At 50.6% G+C, this 17,257-nt stretch carries 23 protein-coding genes; 18 read left to right on the top strand and 5 right to left on the bottom strand.

All coding sequences use genetic code 11. From position 1 onward, the window contains the following. Window positions 1-63 precede the first annotated feature (63 nt). The 5 genes from cdaA to manA all read left to right on the top strand — a co-directional run bounded on the left by cdaA (window position 64) and on the right by manA (window position 5,497). Window positions 64-909, top strand: coding sequence for a diadenylate cyclase CdaA (gene cdaA, locus EKM91_RS01905; protein ID WP_125748914.1), 846 nt, complete (start codon window positions 64-66; stop codon window positions 907-909). Beyond that, window positions 906-2,003: a CdaR family protein gene (locus EKM91_RS01900; protein WP_125748910.1), complete on the top strand. Its 1,098-nt coding sequence runs from the start codon at window positions 906-908 to the stop codon at window positions 2,001-2,003. The genes cdaA and EKM91_RS01900 overlap by 4 nt, the downstream gene beginning before the upstream one ends. A gap of 23 nt (window positions 2,004-2,026) precedes the next feature. Then, the gene (gene glmM, locus EKM91_RS01895; protein WP_125748907.1) at window positions 2,027-3,382 is read left to right on the top strand and encodes a phosphoglucosamine mutase; all 1,356 of its coding nucleotides are present in this window, start codon (window positions 2,027-2,029) and stop codon (window positions 3,380-3,382) included. Window positions 3,383-3,496: 114 nt separating this feature from the next. After that, window positions 3,497-4,498 carry a serine hydrolase domain-containing protein gene (locus EKM91_RS01890; RefSeq protein WP_125748904.1) on the top strand — a complete coding sequence of 334 codons (1,002 nt, stop codon included), beginning with the start codon at window positions 3,497-3,499 and terminating at the stop codon, window positions 4,496-4,498. Between the two features lie 27 nt (window positions 4,499-4,525). Continuing rightward, window positions 4,526-5,497, top strand: coding sequence for a mannose-6-phosphate isomerase, class I (gene manA / locus EKM91_RS01885; protein WP_125748901.1), 972 nt, complete (start codon window positions 4,526-4,528; stop codon window positions 5,495-5,497). 74 nt (window positions 5,498-5,571) lie between these two features. On the opposite strand, the gene EKM91_RS14160 is transcribed toward manA, so the two are convergent. From EKM91_RS14160 to EKM91_RS01865, 5 genes are all read right to left on the bottom strand, one after another. Next, window positions 5,572-5,697, bottom strand: a complete 126-nt coding sequence (locus EKM91_RS14160) for a hypothetical protein (protein WP_274379965.1) — start codon at window positions 5,695-5,697, stop codon at window positions 5,572-5,574. A 26-nt stretch (window positions 5,698-5,723) separates the two neighbouring features. Continuing rightward, complete coding sequence (locus tag EKM91_RS01880; protein ID WP_125748898.1) at window positions 5,724-6,926, bottom strand: metal-dependent hydrolase family protein; 1,203 nt, start codon at window positions 6,924-6,926, stop codon at window positions 5,724-5,726. Window positions 6,927-7,010: 84 nt separating this feature from the next. Beyond that, window positions 7,011-7,277 carry a hypothetical protein gene (locus EKM91_RS01875; protein WP_125748895.1) on the bottom strand — a complete coding sequence of 89 codons (267 nt, stop codon included), beginning with the start codon at window positions 7,275-7,277 and terminating at the stop codon, window positions 7,011-7,013. Between the two features lie 452 nt (window positions 7,278-7,729). After that, on the bottom strand, window positions 7,730-8,902 hold the full coding sequence (locus EKM91_RS01870) for a site-specific integrase (RefSeq protein ID WP_125748892.1): 1,173 nt from the start codon (window positions 8,900-8,902) through the stop codon (window positions 7,730-7,732). Between the two features lie 72 nt (window positions 8,903-8,974). Continuing rightward, on the bottom strand, window positions 8,975-9,541 hold the full coding sequence (locus tag EKM91_RS01865; RefSeq protein ID WP_125748888.1) for a helix-turn-helix domain-containing protein: 567 nt from the start codon (window positions 9,539-9,541) through the stop codon (window positions 8,975-8,977). A gap of 170 nt (window positions 9,542-9,711) precedes the next feature. Between EKM91_RS01865 and EKM91_RS01860 the strand changes: the two genes are divergently transcribed. From EKM91_RS01860 to EKM91_RS01805, 13 genes are all read left to right on the top strand, one after another. Continuing rightward, window positions 9,712-9,993, top strand: coding sequence for a helix-turn-helix domain-containing protein (locus tag EKM91_RS01860; RefSeq protein ID WP_125748885.1), 282 nt, complete (start codon window positions 9,712-9,714; stop codon window positions 9,991-9,993). Between the two features lie 67 nt (window positions 9,994-10,060). After that, the gene (locus tag EKM91_RS01855) at window positions 10,061-10,279 is read left to right on the top strand and encodes a hypothetical protein (RefSeq protein ID WP_125748882.1); all 219 of its coding nucleotides are present in this window, start codon (window positions 10,061-10,063) and stop codon (window positions 10,277-10,279) included. Window positions 10,280-10,416: 137 nt separating this feature from the next. Continuing rightward, window positions 10,417-10,608, top strand: a complete 192-nt coding sequence (locus tag EKM91_RS01850; protein WP_125748879.1) for a hypothetical protein — start codon at window positions 10,417-10,419, stop codon at window positions 10,606-10,608. A 45-nt stretch (window positions 10,609-10,653) separates the two neighbouring features. After that, a complete protein-coding gene (locus EKM91_RS13760) occupies window positions 10,654-10,806 on the top strand; it encodes a hypothetical protein (protein WP_164508414.1) in 153 nt (50 codons plus the stop codon). 1 nt (window position 10,807) lies between these two features. Further along, window positions 10,808-11,977, top strand: a complete 1,170-nt coding sequence (locus EKM91_RS01845) for a hypothetical protein (protein ID WP_125748876.1) — start codon at window positions 10,808-10,810, stop codon at window positions 11,975-11,977. Then, window positions 11,949-13,403, top strand: coding sequence for a VapE domain-containing protein (locus EKM91_RS01840; RefSeq protein WP_125748873.1), 1,455 nt, complete (start codon window positions 11,949-11,951; stop codon window positions 13,401-13,403). The genes EKM91_RS01845 and EKM91_RS01840 overlap by 29 nt, the downstream gene beginning before the upstream one ends. A gap of 266 nt (window positions 13,404-13,669) precedes the next feature. Beyond that, window positions 13,670-13,867 (top strand): hypothetical protein, encoded by a 198-nt coding sequence (locus EKM91_RS01835; RefSeq protein WP_125748870.1) that lies wholly within the window; start codon window positions 13,670-13,672, stop codon window positions 13,865-13,867. Window positions 13,868-13,879: 12 nt separating this feature from the next. After that, window positions 13,880-14,215, top strand: coding sequence for a phage head closure protein (locus tag EKM91_RS01830; protein ID WP_125748867.1), 336 nt, complete (start codon window positions 13,880-13,882; stop codon window positions 14,213-14,215). Window positions 14,216-14,219: 4 nt separating this feature from the next. Next, a complete protein-coding gene (locus EKM91_RS01825) occupies window positions 14,220-14,405 on the top strand; it encodes a hypothetical protein (protein WP_125748864.1) in 186 nt (61 codons plus the stop codon). Beyond that, on the top strand, window positions 14,402-14,839 hold the full coding sequence (locus tag EKM91_RS01820; protein WP_125748861.1) for an HNH endonuclease signature motif containing protein: 438 nt from the start codon (window positions 14,402-14,404) through the stop codon (window positions 14,837-14,839). Before EKM91_RS01825 ends, EKM91_RS01820 begins: the two co-directional genes overlap by 4 nt. 101 nt (window positions 14,840-14,940) lie before the next feature. Beyond that, on the top strand, window positions 14,941-15,411 hold the full coding sequence (locus EKM91_RS01815) for a phage terminase small subunit P27 family (protein WP_125748859.1): 471 nt from the start codon (window positions 14,941-14,943) through the stop codon (window positions 15,409-15,411). Continuing rightward, entirely contained in the window at window positions 15,408-17,111 is a 1,704-nt protein-coding gene (locus tag EKM91_RS01810; RefSeq protein ID WP_125748856.1) for a terminase large subunit, read from the top strand. The genes EKM91_RS01815 and EKM91_RS01810 overlap by 4 nt, the downstream gene beginning before the upstream one ends. Next, window positions 17,077-17,256: a hypothetical protein gene (locus tag EKM91_RS01805; RefSeq protein WP_125748853.1), complete on the top strand. Its 180-nt coding sequence runs from the start codon at window positions 17,077-17,079 to the stop codon at window positions 17,254-17,256. The genes EKM91_RS01810 and EKM91_RS01805 overlap by 35 nt, the downstream gene beginning before the upstream one ends. The last annotated feature ends 1 nt before the right edge of the window (window position 17,257 follow it).

Genomic DNA, 17,257 nt, shown 5'->3' with positions numbered 1-17,257 from the left:
CGGCAAAACGGCCTGTGAAAATCGTGGTATAATGACAATTAAACATATAATGGGAGGCGTGACATGCAGACATTTTTGGCCAACCTGTTGACCTGGTCGACGGTGGCAAATGTGATCGATGTGGCGGTCGTGTGGTACGTGATCTACCGCTTGATCATGTTGATCCGCGGGACCAAAGCGGTGCAATTACTTAAAGGCGTCTTCGTGATTGCGATCATCAAGATCATCTCATGGTATTTGCAGCTCAAAACTGTCGGCTACCTCGCCGATATGGTCATCACCTGGTCTGTGCCAGCACTGGTGATCATTTTTCAACCTGAGATCCGGCGCGGGCTTGAACATCTCGGCCGCGGTTCTGTATTGCCTTGGACCAAATCCAACCAGCATGAAGCAGAGACCCGCTTGGTCGCGCAGCTGGATAAGGCGATCCAATACATGAGCAAACGCCGCATCGGGGCGTTGATCACGATCCAGCAAAACACGGGACTGGAAGATTATATCGAAACCGGGATCCCGATCGATGCCGATGTGTCAGGAGAATTGTTGATCAATATTTTCATTCCTAACACCCCGCTGCATGATGGGGCGGTGATCATTCGCGATAACCGGGTCGCAGTTGCGGCTGCTTATTTGCCGTTATCCGAATCAAATCTGATCCCCAAAGAACTCGGCACGCGCCATCGTGCAGCCGTAGGGATCAGTGAAGTGACTGACGCATTGACGATCGTCATTTCTGAAGAAACCGGCGGCGTCACCGTGACCAACAATAATCACTTGATCCGCGATTTGACCCGGGAGGATTATTTGAAGTTATTGACGGCGCAACTGGTACCTGCTGAAGAAGAAAAACAGCAAAATCCAGTTATCGCTTGGCTCACCGGGACCCGGCAAAGGGGGTCAAAGCGATGAACTTTAAGAACTTTTGGGAAAGCAAGTGGGCTTATCGGTTATTAGCCTTTTTGCTGGCTGTCGGGTTGTTCGCCTATGTCCACGCCGAAAATATCAATAATACGCGCCAAGATGCGCACTCAGATAACGCCATCACCGCCACGACTAAGCGGACGTTGAAGGTGCCGCTCCAGTTGAATGCAGATACGGATAAGTATTTTATTACCGGCTATCCTGAAAATGTTTCGGTGACCGTCGAAGGTGCCGCTTCATTAGTCACCGTGACAGCTAACACGCAAAACTTCCGGATCATTGCCGATCTGTCTAAACTCAGCGTGGGTAAACATACCGTCAAGCTCAAAGAAAGCGGCTTGAACAAAGAGCTGTCTTATCGCATCAAACCCGCCACGATCACTGTGAATATCCAAGATCGCAAAACGCGGCGGATGCCGATCCAAGTCAAGTATAATCGCGACTCCCTTGCGCCTGGCTATACGGTAGGCACACAAAAGCTGAATACTGAAACTGCTGAGATCACCGGTGCCAAAGGGGAGATCAACCGCGTCTATCAAGTCGTGGCTAACGTGGTGATGAAGCGCAACACTAAAGAAACCGTCAGCCAAGAGGTGATCTTGCAGGCGCTGGATGAAGACGGCAATACCGTCAACGTCGTGGTCAACCCAGAAACGGTGCATGTGACCTTGCCGATCAGCCTGCCATCTAAACGCGTGCCGGTGTCCTTGAAGGCTACTGGCACGGCGGCCGCTGGTAAAACGGTCAGTTTATCCACCCAGACCAGTGAGGTGACCATTTACGGATCGCAATCCGTATTGGATAATATCGATCGCTTAACGATCCCGGTGGCGATCGACGGGATCACGACGTCCACCACCAAATCCATCGCCACCACTGCGGGTAATGCCAAATTAACTGCGGCCAGCCCAGACACGCTGAAAGTGGCGATCAAAGTCAGTGATAACACAACCCAAACGCCAAACGCCCCAGCTGCCGCCAGCAGCAGTGCCAAAGCTGACAGCACCAGTGCCAGCAGCGAAAGTACCAGCAGCAGTGAAAGTGCCAGCAGCCAAAGTGCTGACAGCAATAGCAACGACTAACTTGAGAAATGAGGAATTACAAGATGACGAAGTATTTTGGAACCGATGGTGTCCGTGGGGTCGCCAATGTTGAATTGACCCCGGAGCTGGCATTTCGCTTAGGACGCTGCGGCGGCTATGTGCTGACTCAGCACAACCTCGATCATGATCGCCGCCCAAAGGTGCTGGTGGCCCGAGATACCCGCGCTAGTGGCGAAATGTTGGCATCAGCGTTGATCGCGGGTTTGCTGTCAGTGGGGATCGAAGTGTTGTCCTTAGGCGTGATCACCACGCCGGCGGTGGCTTATTTGATCAAGGTCCAAGAAGCTGCTGCCGGGATCCAAATCTCGGCGTCGCACAATCCAGCAGCGGATAATGGCATCAAATTCTTCGGCCCAGACGGCTTCAAGCTGTCTGATGAAACTGAAGAAGAAATCGAAGCCTTGCTTGATGCCTCAGAAGACACGCTGCCGCGGCCAGCAGCAGAAGGCTTAGGCAGTGTGACGGATTATCCAGAAGGGGCATTGAAGTACACCCAATTTTTGGAACAAACCTTGTCTGATGACTTGACGGGCATGCATGTGGCATTAGATGCCGCTAACGGTGCCACCAGCGGCTTAGTCTCACGGCTTTTTGCTGATTTAGATACCGAGTTTGACACCATGGCGACCAGTCCCGACGGCATCAACATCAACAAAGGCGTCGGCTCGACGCATCCAGAAGCGCTCGCACAGTTTGTCGTTGAAAAAGGCGCCCAAGCGGGTCTGGCATTTGATGGCGATGGCGATCGCTGCATCGCTGTTGACGAAAAAGGCAATATCGTTGATGGGGATAAGATCATGTACATCTTAGGCCATTACATGCAAGCGCAAGGCCGCTTGAAAAAAGATACGGTCGTGACCACGGTCATGAGCAACCTTGGCATGTATAAAGCGCTTGAAGCAGCAGGGATGAAGTCAGTCCAAACCGCAGTCGGCGATCGGCATGTCTCCGAAGAAATGCGGGCCAATGGCTACAACATCGGTGGCGAACAAAGCGGCCATGTGATTTTGTCGGATTACCACAACACCGGCGATGGCATGCTCACTGGGATCCATTTGTTGAACGTGATGAAACAAACCGGCAAGCCGCTTTCAGAATTGGCGGCACCGGTGACCACCTATCCCCAAAAGTTGGTCAATGTCACCGTCAAAGACAAGGATAACTGGAAGCAGTATCCGGCGATCCAAGATGCCATTGACGCTGTGGAAGCCCAAATGGCCGGCGACGGTCGCGTCTTAGTGCGTCCAAGCGGCACCGAACCATTATTGCGCGTGATGGCAGAAGCGAAGACCCAAGCATTGGTCGATCAGTATGTCGAATCGATCGTGGCCGTGGTCCAAGAAGAAATGGGCGCGTGAATATAAGTAGTGACAAGCGGGTAAACCATTGGGCTTACCCGCTTTTTTGTCCCCATTGGCAGAGTTTTCAGCTCGTTGTCCAATGCTGAGCGACTGGCTAAAGCATGTGGTAAAATGGGCGACAGATCGGAGTTGACCCATTTGAATCAGACAGAAAAACGCCTCCGCCAACTGGTGTCAGACCATGTGGTACCTGGTGTGAGTGCGGCGTTAATGGATGGCCGGCGTGTGACGACTATGGTATTTGGGGCTAGCCAGTGGCAGCCGACAGTTATGCCATTGCGCCCAGGGATGGTCTATGACTTGGCTTCATTGACCAAGGTGCTTGGCACCACCATGGTATTTTTACAGGCTTTGTCAACTAAACAAGTCGCCATCGATCAGCCGTTGCGCGAGTGGCTGCCAGAATTTAAACCGGCCACGACATTTCGCGAGGCCTTAACGCATACTAGCGGGCTTGAAGGCTACATTCCGCATCGCGATGACTTGGCTCCCCGGGCTTTGCGGCAGGCTTTGATCACGACATTGGCGCCGACTGGCCCAAAAACGGTGTTGTATCGCGACTTTAATTTGTTATTAGTCGGCTGGGCGCTGGAAAACGTCTTTGACGACGCGATCCAAACCTTGATCACGACGCGCGTTTTGCAACCGTTGGGGTTGACTGGGGCAACTTTTACCCCAGATCCTGCTGATTGTGTCCCGACCACATATGCACATGGCGAGTTGTTGCGCGGGGTCGTGCATGATCCCAAAGCCCGGATCTTAGGCGTGCATGCAGGATCGGCAGGGCTATTTGCTACGCTGGCGGATCTGATCAAGTTCACACAGTACGCGTTTGGGCAAAGAAACGCTGCCGCTTGGCCGCAACAGGCGTTTGCGGCGTTGGCGCAAGATTATGCCGGCGGGCGCAGTTTGGGCTGGGATCTCAGACACGACCCTGACGGTGGGGTCTGGTTGTATCATACCGGCTACACCGGCGGCTTTTGGCTCTTGTCGATGCAGCGGCAACAAGCCTTGATCGTGTTGAGCAATCGGGTCCATCCGCGGGTGAATCCAGATTTTTTACCGCGGCGTGATGAGATCGTCAGCCGCTACTTACACGATGTGGTAAAATGAAAGCGCAATGAAAAGAGGAGGCAAGTCATGACGGAACCATTATTCTTAGCACCGGTGTTTCATCAAAAGATCTGGGGTGGCCGCAAGCTCGAAACTGAATTTGGCTACCAGATCCCGGATGGTAAAATTGGTGAATTATGGGCGATCTCCGCTCACCCTAATGGCCCAAACAAGATCGAAAACGGCCCGTTAGCAGGCAAAACTTTGGATCGCGCATGGGCCGAAGATCAAGCTTATTTTGGTCATCAAAAAGGGAAGGTCTTCCCATTGTTGACTAAGATCTTAGATGCCAATGACAGTTTGTCTGTGCAAGTGCATCCTGATGATGCTTATGCGGCAGCGCATGAACGACCAGGTGAATTAGGTAAGACAGAATGCTGGTACGTGATCTCTGCAGAACCAGGCTCTTATTTGATTTATGGCCATCATGCCAAGACGCGCCAGGAGTTGGCTGACATGATCCACCGTGGCGATTGGGAACATTTGTTGCGCAAGGTGCCAGTTAAAACCGGCGATTTCGTGTACGTTCCCAGCGGTACGATCCATGCGCTGAACAAGGGGATCATGGTACTTGAGACCCAGCAAAGCTCCGATACGACTTATCGCTTGTATGATTATGATCGTACCGATGCGCAAGGCCACAAACGCGAGTTGCATCTGCAGCAAAGTATCGACACGACCAACGTGCCGAATGTGGATCCAAAACTCGATATCCAAACTGAACAAGCAGATGATGCCACGATCACGACATACGTCCAGCCGCCGATCTCGCCATTTTTTGCCGTGCAGCGGATCCAATTGAACGGCAAGCTCCAGCAACAAGCTCAAGCCCCTTATACGCTGGTTTCCGTGCTTGCCGGCAGCGGCGAATTCATCGCTGATGGCAAAGCATTTGCCATCAAGAAAGGGACGCACTTCTTGATCCCCAACCAGATCAAATCCTGGCAGTTTACCGGGGACTTAGAGATGATCACATCAGAACCAGGACCAAAAGCTTAACCACTAAAAAACCAGCGCTTCAGTCATCAAGACTGGGGCGCTGGTTTTTTGGTCTTCTGGAAACATTGGGTGAGCTACTTGGCTTTGGTGTTGATCAAAACTAAGATGCCGCTGGTCAAGCTGAGGGCGCCGGCCACCAGCGTGACCCCACCAGCGACAGTCGCTAAGATCCCCCAAGGGCGTAATGTCTGTTTGGCCATATATTTACTCCTTTATTGTTGAATAATCACTGAATTTGCTGCCCGTTTTTGAAGACGCCTTTGTCGACTTGAGCGACAGCATGGATGTCTTGAAACGGGTCGGCTTTAAGCACGATAAAGTCGGCGGCTTGACCGGCAGTTAAGCTGCCGCGGTCAGTTTGACGCAATAGTTCACTGGCGTATTTGGTTGCGCCAAGCAGGGCTTGGCGCGGGGTGGCGCCGCATTCGTCGACCCATAAGGCCATTTCTTCGGCGGTGCCTTTGTCAAATGAGTTGAATGGGGTGCCGCCATCGGTACCCACCACGACTTTGACCGGGGACTGAAAGACCATCCGCAAGTGGGTGAAAAAGTCGTCTTTGACTTGATCATTTTTGCGGCTCATATAATCTGGCAAGGTTTCCCGGCCATAGCGGCTGATGGCGACTGGGGCATTTAACGTGGGCACCAAGTAGATGTCATGGGCTGCCATGTAAGCGACTTGATCGGAATCGACATAGATGCCGTGTTCGATGGAATCGACCCCGGCATCTAAAGCGTTTTGGATGCCTTTGTGGCCTTGGGCATGGGCAGCGACGGTGCGGTGTTTATTGTGCGCTTCGGTTGTGGCAACTTGCATTTCTGCAACGGTCAAAGCGGTGTCATCGATTTGATCATTAGGCGACATGACGCCGCCGGTGGCCATCACCTTGATGTTGTCCGCACCGATCTTAAAGGCGGTCCGCACGGCTTTGCGCATTTCGTCTGGTGAATCCACGAGATACGACATATTAGTTTCCCCGTTGTCGCCTTCAACAAAATCGCCATGGCCGCCAGTCATCGACATTGGCCGGCCAGAAGCGACGATGTCTGGCAGCGGCTCGCCAAGCGTCGGCCGTAAGGCTTTGAGCTTGATGTCGGTATTAAAGGGGCAGCCGCAATCGCGGACAGTGGTAACACCAGCGTGCAGCAAAAGCCGCAGATTTTGCACTGCCCGCAGCGCCACCGCGGTTTCACTTTGATTGGTCATGGTCGCACCATAGGGATCCATCGATAGATGAACATGGGCATTCATCAACCCAGGCATGACGAATTGGCCGCCTAGATCAACAATGGTATCGCCAGGCTGTTGGGCTGCTTTGCCAGTTCCCGTCGCCGTGATCTTGCCGTCTGCCACCGCAAACCAAGCATTGGCTTGGGCCGCTTGGTCGTCACCATGCCATAATGTACAGTTCATATAAATAGTTGCCATATCTGAAGCTCCCCCTTATTAAGCCGAATGAGCATTTCCTCATTTAATTTTCACGTTACGCCACCCCATCAGGCGTGTCAACGGTCACGCGTTGAGATAAGGGGACAGGGCTTTTTCCCAAGCGTGACGTTCTGCAGGGTCGATGTTGGCAGAAAACGCATAATCCAATTCGATCACCCCAGTAGGGCTGACTTGATAATCGATCGCCACGGCCGGCAGCGGGTCAGCATCCGTCGTTTCAGCGACGATGCGGCCGACATGGCCGGGGCGGAGTTGTTCGGGTAAGCGTGCAATGGCAGCGGCTAAATCAAGCATCTGGTTGGCACCAAGATCTGAACAAGTATAACGCATTCAAAAGACCCCCTTTTGACATTGATTATACCGCGTTAACGCGGCAATATTCACAATATCGAAAGTGATTCGTGGCCGATTCACGTCACCAGATACCCCTAGCAAAAAGCAGTAAAAAAGCACTCCTCAAATTGAGCAGCGCAACTTAAGAAATAGACTCCAGCCTGTCCAGCATTGTCTTAGTCGGTTTTATAGTTTGAAATTGGAAGAGATTTTAGTCAAAAATTCTTGGGTCTTTCCAAACCTTTCCAAAATAAATTAAATCGGTGTGAGTCGGTGAAAATCAGAGGACTAAAAAAGCCGTCATACCGGCATTTTGAACACCGGTGACAGCCCATGAAAACCTTTAATTGGGTAGATAGGGAACAGAACTACCTTCACATGGTGCTCATTGGCTGTTGATTTGCCGGCATTCTTGCTTGTGCAATTTCTTTCGCCACTCTATTTCCACTCTATAAGTTGACGTAACGAGCAAACTTAGACGCAATTTTTGACTTAGATTCATCGGTGACCGACGTGTAAATGTCCATGGTGGTTGCAAGGCGCTTGTGTCCAAGTTGAGCCTGAACTTCTTTAGCCTCGATATTGCCCGCATGCGCCAAAGTGGCGTATGTGTGTCTGAACCCATGAACGGTTATCCGTTTCAGCGGATTGTCGGGGTGTTTATTGTTGTGAGCCTTGACGATCCAGTCTAGCCATTTTTGCGGATACGTTAGCTGCAATAGATCATTGGTATCTGACGTAAAAATCAACTGATTCGCGCCCCTTGGCCTCATACCTACAGCAAATAGTTCTTGCCGCTGTTCCCACTGGCGGCGCTGTAAAATGCTGATTGTCTTAGGGTCAACACTCACATTCCTGTTGCTGGCGTACGTCTTTGGTGAGTTAACCATTAGCCTATATCCGTCGCCTTCTGTGACGGTTTTATTGACTGTGATCGTACCAGCCGAAAAATCAACATCAGACCACCTTAACGCCAGTGCTTCACCCCGTCGCATACCAGTAAAAGCAAGTAGCCTAAACAACGTATATGCCTTTGGGTTGTTGAATTCAGTGGCTGCTTCAAAGAACGTCTTCAATTCGTCTAACGCGTAGTAATTATCCTTCATCGTGGTTGCTGGCTTCTCTCGATCCACCGGCACAATGACTTTTACAGTTGGATTGCTATATGCAATATCCATTCTTATCGCGTACTTGAATATGCGTGACACCATGCCTAAGAACTGACGGTACTTCGCAAAGCCAGCAGCGAACCACTCATTGATTGCTGTCTGACAGTCTAACGGGGTTATCTTTGAAAGTATCTTATCCCCGAATCTAGGCAAGATATGGAGCCTGAAATTATCCCGTGTTTTGACCCATGTCGATTCCCTGACCGTATTTTTATATTGTTCAAACCACGAATTATACACCTCCTGAAATGTTAACCGGTTTGATTCACTAAATCCGTGCCGCCGTTGGTTTTCTTCAAACCGCGCGGCTTTTATTTTTGCTTCAGATTTGGTGGCAAACCCCTGACGAGTAACCTTGTGTCGCTTGCCTGTCTTCGGATCTGATGCGGTGTATGCCTGAAATTTCCAAGCAGTGCCGCCAGATTTCAACTTGTAACGTGTAATTGATGCCATATTCTTCTCCTATCCGTCACGCTGGGCAGGCGGTGCGATATGGAGAAACGGAAATGATTGAATTTCCGTGAATCAGTCAGATGTAATCTCTGAAGCAGGCGTAGTGATCAGGTCTATGAAATTTTTAGTTTCTTGAAGAGACTCTTCAGTTCTCATAGCCGGGTCAGCCAGCATTTTATTGACATTATCCAGAAGGTTCGCCATCGCTCTAAGCTTTTTCGTATGGTCAGTTAAACCCGGCTCTTTATTCCGGTATGCATATTCGACGAGGCTAGACATTGCAGTTAGCGTTTCAAAACGAAAAGGCGTGTCTTTATAGTCAGGATCTCTAACGAATTCAACAACACGTTGTTCGGCGCCTTTTTGACCATCATCAAACCACTGGGATTCAAGTTCTGAAAGTTGCTTAGCGGTCTCTGGGGGAAGTTCAGAAGTATCATATTGACTTCCCTCCATAAGATACAACATTGAAACGTTCATCTTCTTAGCCAAATTCCGTAACGTCGCAGTTCCCAGATTGCGTTTGTCGTGCTCAAGCTCACTTAAATAAGGACGTGAGACACCGATTATTTTGGCGAATTTCTCCTGATTGTACCCACGAGATTTTCTAAGCTGCCTGATATTATCGCCTATGGACATAGCGTTTCATCTCCCTCCCAAAGCCATTGTATTACACCGGTAGACAAAAGTATACAAAAATCATTGACACCCATTCGTACGCGTGGTTTAATATTGATGTAGACGAAAGGCTACATCAATTTTTAAATCAGATGTAGACAATGGTTTACAAATCGAAGGAGGTGATCCACATGCAAGCACAGGCAACTATTACACTACCGGCAGAACTGACCGAACTGATCCATAGCGAAGTACGCCAGACCGTCGCAGAGATGATGCACGCGCAGCCGAAGGCCCAGACCGACGCACCCGACTTCTTGAACTTGGGGCAGGCGGCCGACTTCTTAGGTATCAGCCGCGGCACCCTAACGAAGCTGATTAACCAAGGCGACGTTAAGGTGACGTTCATCGGCACGGCCAAGCGTATCAGCAAGGCGCAGCTTATCAAGTTCATGGCATCAAGGGAAGTTTAGACTGCTGGGCAGGCGGAAAATTGTAAGCAACTTATGACAGGCACAAAGCACAGAAAGGAACAACATCATGACATTTAACAGAAAAACACTAGGCTTCATCGCTGAACTTGCGAATACAATCCGTGAACTGGACGAATCAAAGACTTACCAGATCGATACCGTGTACAAAAACGGTATGTATACTACTCAAGTTTCATCAACCGAATATGCGAAGAGTTTAGCCGAAACAATCTTCGATCAAATCGGCCAGAACGTTGATGATGAATTCTTAAACGCTTATATGTGAGGTGATGACGATGATCATAATGACCAATCTAATTACGTGGCTACTAAGCCACCCGCTCACCGTCCCGGCACTCTGCATGGCGTTCCTGATTGGGGCTGTCTGCGGCGCTTATTTTCAATTCTCGGAGGACGATCGTCATGGCAAAAATGGTTAGCACAAGGTTCGGATTTCAGTGGCGAGACTACGTGCAAGCCGATGCCGAGTGTGATCGGTATTGGCAAGCTCAAAAAGCCGAAAAGCGCTCACTAATTGAGGCCACAAAAAAATCGCCAAGAGTTGCAGCTCAAGACGAGAAGAAGACAAGCGAAAAAATCTATATCGACTTTTAGCTTGCTTCTATTAGATGTTTTTGTCAAGGAAAATGGAGGCAATTTATGATGGATATTAACAAAAAAGATGAAGGACTCGTGCTCTTAGAAGTGACGCGTTCAAGTGGTACGTGCGAAGCTTTACTTAGCTGCATGATGGATAAGATCATCGACAGCCGTCGGTTGCTAGAAGCTGGTATGAAGAAAGGCGGTGACTAAGATGCCATCATTATATGTGGGCCACGTCAAAAGTAAAGCACCAATGCGGCAGATTGACATTCCTACCGACTACCTAACCTACTTCAGGACGTTTCACCCTCTACAAGTCGCGGCTGCCACGGATAAGGACGATAAAGATCACAAAAAGCAGTACGTCTTAAATGGCGCTGTCGGCGGCGAGATGATTCCAAATAGCTGCCACGGCAATCGTAACACCGTGGGGCGCGACGTTCTGCCGCTGGACTTCGACCGGATCGCAGATGAAGACAAGTTCTTAGAGGCCGTAGCGGGCAAACTTGACCCCCGGCGGATCGGGTACGTCCTATATAAGACATTCAGTTATCGCCCCGACAACGTGCGGTACAGGCTTCTGGTGCCGCTTGATCGCATGGTAACACGGCCAGCAGAGTACCAAGCCTTAATGAACGCCCTGGCGCGCGTGTTAGGGGCTGAACTGGACGAGGCTTCAACGCCGTGGGGACAGGTTTTCTTTTTACCAGTGCAGACGGAGCACAACGCCACCGACCTGATCCGTGTACACGACGGCGACCCGCTTGTCGTTAGTGACCAGCTCAAAGCCATTCTGATGAATCACGACGATACTGCTGCCACACTGACAAAACCAACTGCCACATACCAAGCACCACGGCACAAGACGCCCCTAGGCTTTTCCTTGGATCGGATCGCACAAGGTACTGCCAAGAAGTCAGACTACAAAGACGTGAGCCGCTTCTTTACGAATATCGGCATGACCGAAGCGGAAAAATTCCGTTGGCTTGACTACTTCGACAGCATTCAGATCACCCCACCCGATCGGCGCAAGCCTAGCAACGTAGTAGACGGCAACTTTCGGCAACGGAAATACTGGGCTGACATGTTTACCACGATGATCGACGGCGCCGACGAAGGTGCAACAATCGGCTACACGCAAACGGGCGACAAGCGCATGGCAAGGAACTACACAATGTTTAATTTCGTGTCATTCCTAACCGACCAGCACGTCGTTGCAGCAACCATTACCAGGTTCGCTAACGACCTAAACGATCGCAACCGGCCGCCGCTGCCGCCGCACGAACTTAATGGACTATTCCTAAGCGTCAAGAAACGAATGGAGGCGAAGAACAACGCCAACGCAAGCAGACTTGCTTCAAGTCGTCCCGCCCGTCGATAAAGCCGGGTACGGAAAGCAGGCGAATGCACTTTTCGCCGATTATAACAAAGACGTCCAAAGTGAAGTCTGGGCGCAGAAACTGCACTACAAGAAAAATAGTGGCGATATTGAGCCAAACAGCCCCTTGAATGCCACACTGATTCTAACCAACGACCCCACTTTCGCCGACAAGTTAGCTTACAACGACTTCACCGGTGACGTGATGGTGACAGATAACAATATGGTGACGGACAACGCCACCTTACAAGCCGATGAAGGCGTCGCCGATTCAACGCTAACCGGGCAGCTTCAACTGCTTATCGACGACGCCTGGGCGGTCAATTTTTCCAGTGATATCACCACCAAAGCAATGCTGTATTCTGCACGTCTGCACCGATTTAACCCGGTAGTGGATCGCATGGACGGAGCAGAAGCCGCCTGGCGCGACGCTGGCAGCAAGCCCGTGCTCGATCGCTTCTTTATTGAGACGCTAGGCGCCGCCGACACCCCCACCACGGTACTAATGACACGGTTGTTCTTCGCTGGGCTGATCGCGCGGGCGTATGATCCGGGCACTAAGTTCGACTTCATGACGATTCTATACAGTCAAAAGCAAGGGATCGGTAAGACGTGGCTACTTAGTAAGATCGGCGGCGACTATTATACTGACGCGCTACTGGATATGAAGAGCAAAGACGCTATTCAGATCGTCGCCCAGAAGTTGCTTGTCAACGACGATGAGCTGGCCGTTATCACCGATCACAAGACTAACAGCTTCGCCGTGGTTAAGTCGTTCATTACACGCCAAGCCGACGAAGTGCGCCTACCGTACAAGCCTAATCTGGAAAAGTTCCCCCGCCGCTTCGTGCTGGCAGGCACCACCAACGAACGTAGCATTCTCAAAGACGCCACTGGATCGCGTCGCTTCAACGTCATTACGTGCGGTGTCGGCGAGATTGCCCGACCAGTGAAGCAGCTAACCCCCGCCGATATCGACATGGTACTGGGCGAGGCGGTGGCACGCTTCAAGGACGGCGACGATCGGGCCAAGTTAGTCACAGCGCCAGAAGAACAAGCCATGATTGACGAAGCAAAGGCCGCGTTCGAGGCCGTAGACGACACGGCGGAGCGTGTGAAGCTGATTTTAGGTGCAGAGTACCCCACCGGCTGGTGGAAGGCAGACAGAGCCACACAGCGCACCCGTGTGGGGTTACTGCTTGACGGTCGGCCTGACGAAGACAACGGCGCCACGATTAAGCTAGATCGCATTTCAATCCCGTGGCTGCTAGATATCGGGTTCAACCTTGACCACACCAAAGACGGCACGGCGCAGTATGGCCGACTTAAAGCCAAGCTGCGGGAAATCATGGACACAATGCCAGGGTGGGAGCCACGGCGACACCTCAAACTGGGAGCCTTCAATACCAGCGGATATATAAAGATTTAGCCTACCCGCGTCCTACCGTTTTGCCTACCGTGTTTGCCCTTAGGGGCGCAAGAGTTTAACCCACTTTGGTAGGCAAGTAGGCACGTTAAACCAATGAGCATAGAAAAGTTCATGAACAAAATAGGCAATGTGTTCATGACATTTATCTGGGGTATATGGTAAAAGCTGCCTACCGTCCTACTAAAGCACCCCCAGCCTTAGAGCCGCAAGGGCTAACCCCGGTAGGCAGATGGGTAGGTACCACAACGAAGAAAGGAACCAAAATAATGACGCAGCACAATTACAACCGCATTTCAAAGCAGAGCACGAACAAGGTTATCCAGACACTGGAAACGGTCACCCGCTTGCTGTATGGATCGCAGGACAGCAACGCCAGCAGTGCCAACGTCCTGGTAAAGCAAGCCATTGCAGACTTAAAGAAGCACGCCACGACCGACTGGGCCGACGATGAACGATGGGACTAAGGGGGTAACGATATGAAGAAGTATTCAATCGCCCGGCTGAACAAGGTGGCTGAAATCGGTAAGACAGTTAGTCGCAGGACTGGTGCAGGTATTAACATCTCTACATTTGAGCCGACTGGCACGCTGTTCTATGGTTCATATAACCGCACTGTTACACAGACCTACCAGATTACGGGCACAGACCTAGCGGACACCATAGCCATTGTTGTGCGGCACACAGACACTCTTAACGATAGTATGCTGGTGAGGCTGGCTGGCACTGTATATGATATTCAGTCCATTGCCTATGATGATGATCCTAATGCATTCGATGTTGTGACACTCAAGAAGACAACCAAAGGAGCTTAGAACGATGAAACTATTTGAATATACTGCGCATCAAGGAGAACTAAACGGTATCATCGACAAGTTCATGGTGCTACACAGGTGGCAAGTCGGATTCATTCGGGTATTCTCTGCGCCAGATAATATGATAACCGTTCAGCTTTACTATCGCGACGATAAGCCTGAACCCGAAAAGGCAGGCGTGTTGTCATGATTATGAAGCTATGTAACCATGCTGGTTGCAACACCATGGTGCCGTTCAATCAACGGTACTGTGATAAGCACCAGCCAGAACCACGAGCGTCCGACAATGAACGCTATGCATATCGCAAAGCAATCGGTGGTCGTTACTTTAAGTTCTACAAGTCCAAAGCGTGGCGCAAGCTGTCGTATTCCTATCGTCTTGCACATCCGCTGTGTGAACGATGCAAGGCCAACGGCTTATACGTGCAAGCTGACGTCGTAGATCATATTGTACCGATACGTGTGGACTGGAGCCGACGCTTCGACGAGAGCAACCTACAAAGCCTGTGCAACGCTTGCCATGGCGTGAAGACGAAAGTCGAAGACGCCGCACGCTATCCCCATCTAGTTATGGGGGCTAGGTCATATAATCATGGGGACCAAGCATCCCAGTTTAAATATTGAAAATCAGTGATTACCGTAATTAATTATGTAAACTAGAAAATTCGTGTTATAATTAGATTAGATAAGTCTAATCAGAATTATAAAGAAAGGACGCGATAGCAATGGGCGCACCGCTTAAATCCATTACCCAAATGCGTGGCACGATGAGCAAGAAGAAGCTCGCCGATCGGCGTGACATGGAAGAAGCATTATTTACCTATCAAGAATTGGTTGAACAGCCCCCTGCATGGCTTGATGACTATGCCGTGACCGAGTGGCAACGTATTGTGCCGTTACTCAAAAAGGACATTCCAGTGAGCGAACTGGACGCTGCCCTGATTGCCAGTCACTGCCAAGCCTATTCTGACATTCAGAAAGCAGCCGAGCTTGTAAAAGAGCAAGGCATGACGGTTGAAACCACTGATAGCGTGAAAGCCAACCCGGCCGTGAAGATGAAACTGGACGCCACTAATCAGATGATCCGTATTGATGACTTGCTTGGCTTGTCAGTCTACAGCCGGGCTAAGTTAGCGGTTAAGAGCGAGACTAAGAAGAAGCCTGACGACCCGTTCGCGGAGTTGATAGCCCAATGAACTATGCGACTGAATATACCGACAAGGTACTAAGCGGCGATATCGTGGCCGGCAAGAAAATCAAGCAAGCTGCAAGACGTTATCGGCGGGACCTGAAAGCCAGCAAGCGCAAGAAGAACCCATGGCCGTATTACTTCGATGAGGACTTTGCCAACAAAGCCATTGAATTCATCGAACTGATGCCGGCACGTGATGGGTCACCACTCAAGTTAGAGCTGTTTCAGAAGTGGTTGATTTCAGAGCTGTTCGGCTGGCGTGATAAGGAAACTGGCAACCGCCGGTATGATCGAGCCTACATTAGCATGGCACGCAAGAATGGTAAGAGCTTCCTGATGGCTGATCTAGGTGCGTTGTATCTCCTCATGGAGAACAAGCCCGCCATGAACCGAGAAATCGTTTATACGGCCAACAGCAACGCCCAAGCACACTTAGCATTCGATATGTTGTCTAGCGGCTTACGTCAAGTTTGGAAAGTTTCTACCTCTGTGAGAGAACGTTTGAAGATCAACCGCAACGAGATCATCGACTTGCCGAGCAACAGCCGAGCCGTGCCGCTTGCGTCTGATCTGCACAGCCTAGATGGTTATCAAAGTGACTTGGCTATTATTGATGAGTTCGCCTTAGCTCGTAATGATGAGATTATGCGAACACTCAAATCCGGCCAGATCAACAGTGACAACAGTTTACTGGCCGTCATCTCGACCACGGGGCCAAACCTGAATGGTCCTATGTATAAAGAATATAAATTCGTCTCCAAAATCTTAACCGGTCGCGAACAAGCTGATCGGTATTTTATTGCCATTTTTGAGCAGGATAGCAAGGATGAAGCCTTTGCGCCAGAGACTTGGGAGAAGTCCAATCCACTACTGGCTAATGCTGAAAGAGCGAAGACAATGCGGCCTAGCTTGCAGGCTGATGTTGATCTAGCAGCCAAGCAAGGAACCCTGCGGCCAATTCTAGTCAAGAACTTCAACATGTGGCAATCAGCTAGAGCAGACAGTTACATCAGTCTTGACGACTGGGAGAAAGCCACTATCGAGCCACCAGACACTAGAGGCAAGGATGTGTATATCGGGCTGGACCTCTCTAAGTCTAGCGACCTGACCAGCATCTCGTGGCTGGTTCCCGAAGACAGCTACCTGTATGCTGACAGCCATTCATTCGTGGGAACGAAGTACGGACTGGAAGAGAAGATCAAGCGTGACGGGTTCGATTACATCAGTGGCGCCAGTCGCGGCGAGTGTAGCATTACCAAACTCGACAGCGGCATGATCGACTATGACGAGGTGCTACGCTTCATTCTCGACATGATCGAGCGGAACCACTGGAATGTGCGCGCCATCTGTTACGATCCGTGGTCGTTCGGCTACCTACTGCCAGAGTTTGAGAAACGAGACTTACCAATGGTTGAGGTACGCCAAGGCCAGCGCACACTGTCAATACCGACTGTGCGGTTCCGTGATGATCTCTTTAACGGCCTACTCAAGCATGCCGACAACCAACTACTAGCCTATGCGGTGAACAACGCCATTCTAAAGTATGACGCCAACAACAACCCGATCATCGACAAGGCGCACAATGCGACACGGATCGATCCCATAGCGGCTTTGATGAATGCTTACACCATTGCCATGGACCAAAACAAAGAAAGCGAGGTAGCGGACAATGACTTTTATTCGGGCGATGACTTCAGCTTTTAACGCACAGACCGTGCTATTACTGCTAGGCATGATCTGTATCGTCACTGGTATCTGGTGGCTGTTCGGGTGTGGCGTTGGCATGGTAGCAATCGGCGCAGCCCTGATCTCCATCGCAGTCATCATCAACTTCAACAAAGGGAGGTGAA

The organism is Lacticaseibacillus baoqingensis (assembly GCF_003946165.1).
GTDB classification, from domain to species: domain Bacteria; phylum Bacillota; class Bacilli; order Lactobacillales; family Lactobacillaceae; genus Lacticaseibacillus; species Lacticaseibacillus baoqingensis.
The sequence above is the reverse complement of the archived record's forward strand: the minus strand, read 5'-3'. Positions and strand labels throughout refer to the sequence as shown.

Bases quoted from the DNA above. Each gene is read 5' to 3' on its own strand.
- EKM91_RS01820 (WP_125748861.1), top strand. From the start codon at position 14,402: ATGATTATGAAGCTATGTAACCATGCTGGTTGCAACACCATGGTGCCG.
- cdaA (WP_125748914.1), top strand. From the start codon at position 64: ATGCAGACATTTTTGGCCAACCTGTTGACCTGGTCGACGGTGGCAAAT.
- EKM91_RS01815 (WP_125748859.1), top strand. From the start codon at position 14,941: ATGGGCGCACCGCTTAAATCCATTACCCAAATGCGTGGCACGATGAGC.
- EKM91_RS01875 (WP_125748895.1), bottom strand. From the start codon at position 7,277: ATGCGTTATACTTGTTCAGATCTTGGTGCCAACCAGATGCTTGATTTA.
- EKM91_RS01845 (WP_125748876.1), top strand. From the start codon at position 10,808: ATGCCATCATTATATGTGGGCCACGTCAAAAGTAAAGCACCAATGCGG.
- EKM91_RS01825 (WP_125748864.1), top strand. From the start codon at position 14,220: ATGAAACTATTTGAATATACTGCGCATCAAGGAGAACTAAACGGTATC.
- EKM91_RS01860 (WP_125748885.1), top strand. From the start codon at position 9,712: ATGCAAGCACAGGCAACTATTACACTACCGGCAGAACTGACCGAACTG.
- glmM (WP_125748907.1), top strand. From the start codon at position 2,027: ATGACGAAGTATTTTGGAACCGATGGTGTCCGTGGGGTCGCCAATGTT.
- EKM91_RS01805 (WP_125748853.1), top strand. From the start codon at position 17,077: ATGACTTTTATTCGGGCGATGACTTCAGCTTTTAACGCACAGACCGTG.
- EKM91_RS01865 (WP_125748888.1), bottom strand. From the start codon at position 9,541: ATGTCCATAGGCGATAATATCAGGCAGCTTAGAAAATCTCGTGGGTAC.
- EKM91_RS01890 (WP_125748904.1), top strand. From the start codon at position 3,497: ATGGGCGACAGATCGGAGTTGACCCATTTGAATCAGACAGAAAAACGC.
- EKM91_RS13760 (WP_164508414.1), top strand. From the start codon at position 10,654: ATGATGGATATTAACAAAAAAGATGAAGGACTCGTGCTCTTAGAAGTG.
- EKM91_RS14160 (WP_274379965.1), bottom strand. From the start codon at position 5,697: ATGGCCAAACAGACATTACGCCCTTGGGGGATCTTAGCGACTGTCGCT.
- EKM91_RS01870 (WP_125748892.1), bottom strand. From the start codon at position 8,902: ATGGCATCAATTACACGTTACAAGTTGAAATCTGGCGGCACTGCTTGG.
- EKM91_RS01835 (WP_125748870.1), top strand. From the start codon at position 13,670: ATGACGCAGCACAATTACAACCGCATTTCAAAGCAGAGCACGAACAAG.
- EKM91_RS01850 (WP_125748879.1), top strand. From the start codon at position 10,417: ATGGCAAAAATGGTTAGCACAAGGTTCGGATTTCAGTGGCGAGACTAC.
- EKM91_RS01900 (WP_125748910.1), top strand. From the start codon at position 906: ATGAACTTTAAGAACTTTTGGGAAAGCAAGTGGGCTTATCGGTTATTA.
- EKM91_RS01810 (WP_125748856.1), top strand. From the start codon at position 15,408: ATGAACTATGCGACTGAATATACCGACAAGGTACTAAGCGGCGATATC.
- EKM91_RS01855 (WP_125748882.1), top strand. From the start codon at position 10,061: ATGACATTTAACAGAAAAACACTAGGCTTCATCGCTGAACTTGCGAAT.
- EKM91_RS01880 (WP_125748898.1), bottom strand. From the start codon at position 6,926: ATGGCAACTATTTATATGAACTGTACATTATGGCATGGTGACGACCAA.
- EKM91_RS01830 (WP_125748867.1), top strand. From the start codon at position 13,880: ATGAAGAAGTATTCAATCGCCCGGCTGAACAAGGTGGCTGAAATCGGT.
- manA (WP_125748901.1), top strand. From the start codon at position 4,526: ATGACGGAACCATTATTCTTAGCACCGGTGTTTCATCAAAAGATCTGG.